The 8,761-nt window shown below is 41.4% G+C and carries 7 protein-coding genes and 1 pseudogene; 5 read left to right on the top strand and 3 right to left on the bottom strand.

All coding sequences use genetic code 11. The features are described 5' to 3' along the window. Both O9324_RS11790 and O9324_RS11785 read right to left on the bottom strand, forming a co-directional pair. Positions 1 to 159, bottom strand: a pseudogene (locus tag O9324_RS11790) (Rpn family recombination-promoting nuclease/putative transposase); the annotation flags it as partial. Positions 160 to 535: 376 nt separating this feature from the next. Continuing rightward, positions 536 to 1,810, bottom strand: a complete 1,275-nt coding sequence (locus tag O9324_RS11785; protein ID WP_288140282.1) for a DNA methyltransferase — start codon at positions 1,808 to 1,810, stop codon at positions 536 to 538. A 289-nt stretch (positions 1,811 to 2,099) separates the two neighbouring features. On the opposite strand from O9324_RS11785, the gene O9324_RS11780 reads away from it, so the two are divergent. The 3 genes from O9324_RS11780 (at position 2,100) to O9324_RS11770 (ending at position 5,215) form a co-directional block, all read left to right on the top strand. After that, entirely contained in the window at positions 2,100 to 3,371 is a 1,272-nt protein-coding gene (locus O9324_RS11780; RefSeq protein WP_288140281.1) for a dihydroorotase, read from the top strand. 84 nt (positions 3,372 to 3,455) lie between these two features. Continuing rightward, positions 3,456 to 4,622 carry a DNA-methyltransferase gene (locus O9324_RS11775; RefSeq protein WP_288140280.1) on the top strand — a complete coding sequence of 389 codons (1,167 nt, stop codon included), beginning with the start codon at positions 3,456 to 3,458 and terminating at the stop codon, positions 4,620 to 4,622. Between the two features lie 20 nt (positions 4,623 to 4,642). Beyond that, the gene (locus O9324_RS11770) at positions 4,643 to 5,215 is read left to right on the top strand and encodes a Uma2 family endonuclease (protein ID WP_288140279.1); all 573 of its coding nucleotides are present in this window, start codon (positions 4,643 to 4,645) and stop codon (positions 5,213 to 5,215) included. A gap of 85 nt (positions 5,216 to 5,300) precedes the next feature. Here the strand turns inward: O9324_RS11770 and O9324_RS11765 are convergent, their stop codons facing one another. Beyond that, positions 5,301 to 6,725 (bottom strand): Ni/Fe hydrogenase subunit alpha, encoded by a 1,425-nt coding sequence (locus tag O9324_RS11765; protein WP_288140278.1) that lies wholly within the window; start codon positions 6,723 to 6,725, stop codon positions 5,301 to 5,303. A gap of 686 nt (positions 6,726 to 7,411) precedes the next feature. On the opposite strand from O9324_RS11765, the gene O9324_RS11760 reads away from it, so the two are divergent. Beyond that, positions 7,412 to 8,398 carry an RNA polymerase sigma factor, RpoD/SigA family gene (locus O9324_RS11760; protein ID WP_002760224.1) on the top strand — a complete coding sequence of 329 codons (987 nt, stop codon included), beginning with the start codon at positions 7,412 to 7,414 and terminating at the stop codon, positions 8,396 to 8,398. Positions 8,399 to 8,539: 141 nt separating this feature from the next. Continuing rightward, on the top strand, positions 8,540 to 8,761 hold a 222-nt coding region (locus O9324_RS11755), incomplete at its 3' end, for a hypothetical protein (RefSeq protein WP_425589510.1).

Genomic DNA, 8,761 nt, shown 5'->3' with positions numbered 1-8,761 from the left:
TTGCTCTGACTGCAAAAAAATCAGAGAATCGGCCCGAATGGGGTCTAATTGTAATTCCGTCGGGTCGAGGACGGTTAAGGAGAGGGGAGAACCCAATAACCAAGTGGCTAGATCATCGGAGAAGTTTTCGGCGATAAATTTACAAATATTATCAAACATCGTGAGCGTTTTGCCTTTGTAATTGCTACCATCCACATCAATAAATTCAAGATTACTTGCTATAAATTCCTTAACAATTAAGCTAGATAACCCCCCGATAATTAGTAAAATTCTTTGATTTTATGGTAATCTTTGAACCAAGCTTACGAAATATTATATCACCGATTCAGATAGATCATGATTTAATCCTGTTTTAATTTCACAAACATAATTAACGGTAGCATGATCGGTCTGAATAACTAACTTTACATCAGCCAATAATTTACCCTATATATAGGGTTTATCTTGAATAGTTGCCTGAAAATTAGGTAAGGATTCTGGACAGTTAAAACATTTATAAAATAGGAGATTTTTGGGATACATAAGCAATAGAAAGTTACCTTTTCTCTAAAATTAGTAAATATTCGGATTTCATGCCATCAGGATTTTTATTCTTGCGAGATTTGAATAATTGTCTGGTTTTAATTCTATCCTCAAAGACGGTATTAAAGATAAAGCCATTTTCCTGAAAATATTCCCCTAATATTCGCCAAGTTTCTACTTCCACTCCATCCACTTTCGGATTACCGACAAAAATGCAAGCTTTCCCAGCTTGTTTTAATTTTCTGGTGGCATTTTCTAAAGCGTTGATAGTGTGACAAAAATAGGAATCAAGAATTTTATGTAAATTCTCTTTCTCTAAACTCAATCTCACTTGATTTAAGGTTTCGGTTTCGATTAATCTGGTAGCCTGTCGGTAGGGAATTTCTAACTTAGAGATTTTTTGCACTTCCTTTTCTGTATATCCTAACCAATATAAATCTAGTTTTGCTGTTCTGATATATTCCTGTGCTTGCAGATAGGGGGGTGAACTAATTAAACAATCTAACTCTAAATTTTGCTCGATCTCAAAAGTGGCACTATCTACTCCTCCATAAAAAAGCACCTGATTATAATTATGCCAAGTTACGGTAATATATTGATTGACGCTGGTTAAAGTTTCAAAACTCATCTCTTTAATCGTTCGTTTTAATTCCTCTTGCCAATTTCTTTGTAATAGTTCCTGTATATCTGATTTTTTGTATTTCGATTGAAATAATTTAGGTTTGGTATGTTCTGCATAGGAAAACTGTTTACTAACTTTCACTAAAACCGCTTGAATAATCTGGGAATACAAATCAGGTTCTAGACTTTTTTGACCGGCCCAAAGTTTCTGTAAAACTGCTAAAATCTCCTCTGGATACCAATAGTTTAAATTTGACCACTGAGGGATAAATTTATCCTTGCTGGCAAAAACTTCTAAGATTTTTTTATCTAACTCTGAGTAACTCAATGGTTCTTGGTGTTCTGTGATCTTAATCGGGATAATATGGTTTAAAAGATAATTAAGATCAGTTAAAACTGCATTTCTTTGACAAAGTTTCGCCTCTAAACCCACCGTACCCGAACCAGCAAAAGGATCGATAATCCAATCATCTTTTTTAGTGTAGTTATCAAGGCAAAATCTCACCACTTGGGGAATAAATTTGGCAGGATAATAATAGATGCCGTGGGTTAGATAACTGGTGCTGGTGATTTCTGGTACTAAATCTCGAAAAGAAACTAATCGCGGGGTTCCCTGATTAATTTCTTCTAAATTATTAGAATCGAAAAGTTCTAAGTAGGGAGGCACAATTATTTGTAGGATGGGTTAGCGGTAGTGTAACATGAGCGGGCGTTGGGTTTCATGCTTCAACCCAACCTACGTTCATCTTATATTTAATTCCACCCACCCACTTAACTGCATGATTCGGCTATCAATTCTCCCTGGGGTGGACTAGCCAATTAAAATAAAGATTAAAACCGTAGTTGATCAATATTCTAACTTATCGTCCTCTAACCTAACCGACAACTCAGCTTTTTTACTTTTTACTTAACGTGATATACTGCCAAAGGAAAAAATGACGTTTTAATTAGTCTGCGTGAATAGCCAATCCTCGACAATTATAGAACAGGTTAGAGTCCTTGACCCTCTGACACAAACCGATCGCATTGCCGATGTCTGGATTGAGAAGGGGGTAATTAAAGCGATCGAATCTCAGCTTCCCCCAAGAGAAAATAGTAACTATATTTCTGGTCAAAACTGTATTTTTGCTCCCGGATTAGTCGATCTCTACAGTCATTCTGGGGAACCCGGCCACGAGGACAGAGAAACCCTCGCATCTTTGCTTAAAGCGGCCACGGCCGGAGGCTGCACCCGGGTGGCAATTCTCCCCAATACTCTCCCCCCTCTCGATCACCCCGCACTCCTTAGCACATTACAGCAAAAAAGTCAAGGGTTTTTTGACTCAAAATCGACTCGTCTGCATTTTTGGGCAAGTCTTACCCTAGGAAGGGAAGGGCAAAAAATGACGGAATTAGCCGATTTAATGCCTGTAGCGGTGGGTTTTACCGATAATCGCAGTCTAGAAGATTTGGGACTGTTGCGGCACTTATTGGAATACCTAAAACCCTTCGGTCAAAATATCGCCCTTTCCCCCGTAAATCAGCAATTAAAGGGTAATGGAGTCATGCGCGAGGGAGAAACCTCGATTCGCTTCGGTTTACCTGGGGATCCTGCTATTTCCGAAACCACTGCTTTAGCCACAATTTTAGAAATCGTCGGCGAAATTAATACACCTGTTCACATCATGCGAATTTCTACCCGTCGAGGAGTGGAATTAATTCGCGAGGCAAAAATGCGGGGATTGCCGATAACCGCTAGTGTGACGTGGTTGCATCTCCTCTTAAATACGGGATCGATCGCCAGCTACCATCCCAGTTTACACCTCGCTCCACCCTTGGGCAACGAAAGCGATCGCAAGGCGTTAATTGCGGCAATTAAAGAGGGAATTATCGATGCAATCGCGATCGATCATCGTCCCTATACCTACGAAGAAAAAACCGTCTCTTTTGCAGAAGCACCCCCCGGCGCGATCGGGTTAGAATTAGCTTTACCGCTACTCTGGGAAAAATTAGTAATAACCGGGCAATTATCAGCTTTACAATTATGGCAAGCACTTAGTCTCAATCCCTGTCATTGTTTACAACAAAAACCGGCATCTCTCAATCCCGGCAATCCCGCGGAAGCAATTCTTTTTCATCCCCAAGCAAGCTGGAAAGTAACGGCCAATAATCTTCACTCCCTCAGTCATAATACTTTCTGGTTAAATCAAACCATTACGGGAAAAGTGTTAGAAATGTGGAATTTTTAAAGGGTGGCTAATTTCTATCTTGAGACTCTCCTCGTTTTTTGGATAATGATCAGCTAGAATTCTAGAGAGAGCTAGAGTAAGGCCATGGAAAAAGAACTGGTATCAGAAAAGCGCGGTTATCTGCTTCGCACGGTGGCAGAAGCTAAAGAAATTGTCCTTAATTGGTTGCGAGAAATAAATTTAGTTAATGCGATTAAATTAGGTTTACCAGAAGTGGATGACAGGCATCATATTTGGCGAATTCCTTTATGTAATGAACAGAAAAAAACCGTTGGGGAAGTGGTGATCGATGCCTACACTACCGAGATTTTGTTAGATAAAACAACTCGGACTGAAATTATTATCGCTCGTCTGTTAAAACAGGATGAATCTAAATTAGAAAACCGCAAGAAAACCAAAAAAGAATACAAGCTTTCCTCTCTGAGAAATACCATCGGATTTGGTGATTGTAGCGAACTTTTGGAGGAAATGCCCGCAGAAAGTGTTGATTTAATCTTTACCTCACCACCCTATTTTAATGCTCGCCCGGAATATTCAGAATTTGAAGAATACGAAAGCTATCTATTGAAGCTGCGACAGGTAATCAGAAAATGTCATCGAGTTTTGAGTGAAGGACGTTTTTTTGTCATTAATATTTCTCCCGTGCTGTTGCGTCGTGCTTCCCGTAATCAAGCTTCTAAACGTATTGCTGTCCCCTTTGATTTGCATCGAATTTTTATTGAGGAAGGTTACGATTTTATTGATGATATTATTTGGCTAAAACCAGAGGGAGCAGGGTGGGCAACTGGTAGAGGACGCAGATTTGCCGCTGATAGAAATCCTCTCCAATACAAAACTGTGCCGGTGACTGAATACGTTTTAGTCTATCGTAAACACACGGATTTACTCATCGATTGGCATATTCGTAATCATCCCGATCAAGAAGTAGTAAAAGCCTCAAAAATTGCCGATGGTTATGAACGCACTAATGTCTGGAAAATTAACCCATTCACTAACTCAAAACATCCCGCCGCTTTTCCTGTAGAATTGGCAGAAAAAGTGATTACCTATTACTCTTTTAAAGGTGATGTGGTTTTAGATCCCTTTGCCGGTTCAGGAACCGTGGGACTAGCGGCCGCTTCTTTAGATAGACGTTTTGTTTTATTCGAGAGTAATTTTAATTATATTGAACTGATACGAAAGCTAATTACTGAAGGCAGTAAGACTGATTTAGACTCAATTATTTGGCTTAATTGTCCGTTAGAAAACTAACAATGAGCGAGGTAAACACCATGACAGCCAGTAAAAGTCACGCTTATTTTACTCCCAAAGACTATCTAGAAATAGAGAAAATTAGTCCCATTAAACATGAATATATACAAGGGCAAATCTTGGCGATGGCCAGGGCTAGTAAAGCCCATGTTATCATCACAGGTAATCTTTCAGCCCAATTAATTAATCATTTACGGGGTAGTGGTTGTCTTGCCTATGCTACCGATATGAAAGTGCGTCTCCCTAGCTTAAATATCTTCTATTATCCCGATTTTGCCATTACTTGTGACCAACTCGATCGAGTTTCTCAGGAAGATTTTATCCTGCATCCGCAAGTGATTATCGAAGTTTTATCCGACTCTACGGCAGCCTTTGATAGAGGCGATAAATTTGCCGATTATCAAACTATCCCTGAATTAAAGGAATATCTACTTATCGAACAAAAACAAGTCCTAATCGAACAATATCAACGTCAATCTAATAACCTCTGGATTCCCCATATTTATCAAGGGGGAGATTTAATCACTATTAACTGTATTAACTTTTCTTGTCCGATAGAAATTCTTTATCAAAACCTAGAAATTCTTAGCTAGAATCTTGACCGTAAAAATAGTAAAACGGGGTCAGGAAATAGGAGAAATTTCCCCTATTTCCTGACCCCCCAACAACTTAAGGTAATTAACCCCTTTGTCGAGTATTAATCACCTCACCGGCTGCATTAACTAACTCTAGCTGTAGCGGCATTTGTCCCATAGCGTGAGTGGAACAACTTAAACAGGGATCATAGCAACGAATACCCGCTTCCACCCGGTTTAACATCGCTTCGGGAATTTCGCCACCATGGATATAATGTTGGGCGATTTGTTTCACCGTTTGATTCATGGCTAAATTATTATTACCCGTGGCAATAATTAAATTCACCGTTTCAATCAAACCATTTTCATCCACTTTATAATCATGGAATAAAGTACCCCGGGGCGCTTCACTAACTCCCACCCCTTGCAGATTATTAATTCCTGCTTCGGCGCGACAGCGTGGAGAAACTATATCGGGATCATCGATTAAACGTTCAATCTGTTCTAAACAAGCCAAAATCTCCACTAAACGAGCATAATGATAGTAAAAAGAAGAGGTTGCTACACCACCGACCCGATGGCGATATTCCCGTAACTCGATATCCGCTCCCTCCGTGCCAAAATGGGAACAAACATTTAACCGGGCCAACGGACCAACTCGATAGATACCGTTGGGATAACCGAGGGGTTTATAGTAGGGAAACTTCAAATAAGACCATTTTTCCACGGATTCGCCGATATAATCGCGATAATTGTCTTCGCTGAGGTTATCGGCCACAATATTGCCTTGACTATCGGTAAAACGAATATGACCACCGTAGTGTTCCCACTCGTCCCGTTTACCAACCAATCCCATAAACAGGGAAGGGAAATTACCAAAAGCGGCGATTTCTATGGTTAAATCGTCCAGAAGTCTTTTAAACAGGTTTAAAGCCGTGTAAAGAGTCGCTTTAGACTCCGGCAGTCGTTCTTTAATCCATTGTCGCCCTTCTTCGCTCAGGGGAGAACGCACACCTCCCGGGACGGACCAAGCGGGGTGAATTTTTTTTGCTCCCAAAAGTTCAATAACTTTCTGTCCAAATTGACGTAAACGGATGCCTGCTCGCGCTAGGTCGGGATCGGCGGCGATTAAACCGAAAATATTCCGTTTAGCGGGGTCACTTTCCCAACCAAGCAGAAAATCGGGACTGCTAAGATGGAAAAAGCTTAAAGCATGGGATTGGGTTAATTGTCCCAAATTCATCAAGCGCCGCAGTTTTTCCCCCGCAGGGGGGATTTGCACCGCTAGAATTTTATCGCCGGTTTTGGCGGCACAAAGTAGGTGACTAACGGGGCAAATGCCGCAAATTCGGGCAGTAATTCCCGCCATCTCCCACATCGGCCGTCCCTCGCAGAATTTCTCAAAACCACGATACTCGACCACATGAAAACGCACGTCATCCACTTCCCCCCCATCGTCAAGGAAAATCGAGATCTTGGCATGGCCTTCGATCCGGGTGACGGGATCGATAACGACGGTTTTAGTCATAGTAAGTCCTCATTGTTCAGGAGTTCCACAGAACGGCATTGTGGAGATTGCGATCGAGCTTGGTTTCGACGATAATTTATCCCGATCTCCGCCCTGCTGTTTCTATGATAGTTATTACCCTCCTAGCAATCCTAATTTTTTTGACAATTTTTTCCGATTCTCAATCGGAAAAAAAATTAAAATTTTGTAGCAAATACTACAGAAAATAGTTCGGGAATCCGCAATAATTACATCTCCCTTTGCTGGTTTTGATCAGTCATTATATATATAGAAGTCGGTTCTCGGCTGTTAGTCTTCCTCTCAAGGCTGAGGGCGAAAGGGTCGGAATTCAGCTAGATTGTTGACGGCTAATCGGGAAAATCGCCTTTTTGTCTTGTAATCTTACCTAACAATATCAGCGGCACTGCCGAGGATTCAGGAAACAGCGACCCAAAAACAAGCGATTGTAGTTGATAGCCCTTTGGTATAATACTTCTGTTCTAGATATTGGGAAAAAAAGATAAACTTAACATCATACCAAAGAATGAATTAACTTTGAACCTTTAGGGGATTGCCCGCGTCTAAAAGCGCAGGATACAATCAAAGAAATTCCGATCAAACTCATACCGACTTCAGATAAGCCAGACTCACCCGCGAGTCGGAATAGTAACAGACTTTTTCTGTGTCAAGGAGTCACCACCAAACCAATGCCCACCGCAAAAACCAACCAAACTCAATCACAGCCCACCCTCAATGCCGATATGGTGCGTACCTATCTGCACGAAATTGGGCGAGTTCCCCTCCTAACTCACGAACAAGAAATTATTTACGGCAAACAAGTCCAACGGATGATGAGCCTGTTAGAAGCGAAAGAAGCACTATCGAAGCAATTAGGACGGGAACCACAGCGCTTGGAGTGGGCGGATTCGGTGAATTTAAGCGAAAATGAACTGGATCGAGCCTTGAAGACCGGCGATCGAGCTAAACGGAAAATGATTGAAGCTAACCTCCGCTTGGTGGTTGCGATCGCCAAAAAATATCAAAAGCGGAACATGGAATTCCTAGATCTAATTCAAGAGGGTAGTCTGGGATTAGAAAGAGGTGTAGAGAAATTTGATCCCACCAAAGGTTATAAATTTTCTACCTATGCTTACTGGTGGATTCGGCAAGCGATTACTCGTGCGATCGCTCAACAGGCCCGCACCATTCGTTTACCCATCCATATCACCGAAAAACTGAATAAAATCAAAAGAACCCAGCGCGAACTCGCCCAAAAACTGGGGAGAAGTGCCACCCCTGCCGAGATTGCCCTGGAATTAGAGCTAGAACCCGCTCAAATCCGCGAATATCTCAGTATGGCCCGTCAACCCATCTCCCTTGATGTGCGCGTCGGCGATAACCAAGATACGGAATTGTCGGAATTATTAGAAGATAGCGGAGTTTCTCCCGATACCTTCATCACCCAAGAATTATTACGGCAAGACTTAGCCAATCTCCTAGCCGAATTAACTCCCCAACAACGGGAAGTGATTACTCTCCGTTTCGGTTTAACCGATGGCAAAGAGTTATCCCTAGCCAAAATCGGTCAGAGAATGAACATCAGTCGGGAACGGGTGCGACAATTAGAACACCAGGCCCTAGCTCATTTACGCCGTCGCCGGGCCAACGTCAAGGAATATATTGTCGCCAGTTAGTAAAATTAGCAAATAACCAAGAAGGAGAGCGCAAGCTCTCTTTTTTTTTGGGTTTATTATTGCTAAATTTTTAACTTTAAAAAAGGTCGTTTATCTGCTCTACCAATTTATTTTCGAGACGAGGAGAAAATTAAAGAATTGATGTTTTTATTAACGATTGCCCTCAGAGTTTTCACTTTGAGGGAATTTGTGGTGCGTCGTCAATTACATCAATCCCAGTCCAGTTTAGCTGGACTCTATGAAGGAAATCCTAAACGCGCCACTAATCGTCCCACAGCCGAAAAGATGTTAAGGGCTTTTAATAACATCACTTTGTACATCCATCGAGAGGATTCAAGAGAAATTTCTGCCCTTAACTTCGTA

Origin of the sequence: Microcystis sp. LE19-84.1B, assembly GCF_027531875.1 — a bacterium.
Lineage (GTDB): Bacteria > Cyanobacteriota > Cyanobacteriia > Cyanobacteriales > Microcystaceae > Microcystis > Microcystis panniformis.
The sequence above is the reverse complement of the archived record's forward strand: the minus strand, read 5'-3'. Positions and strand labels throughout refer to the sequence as shown.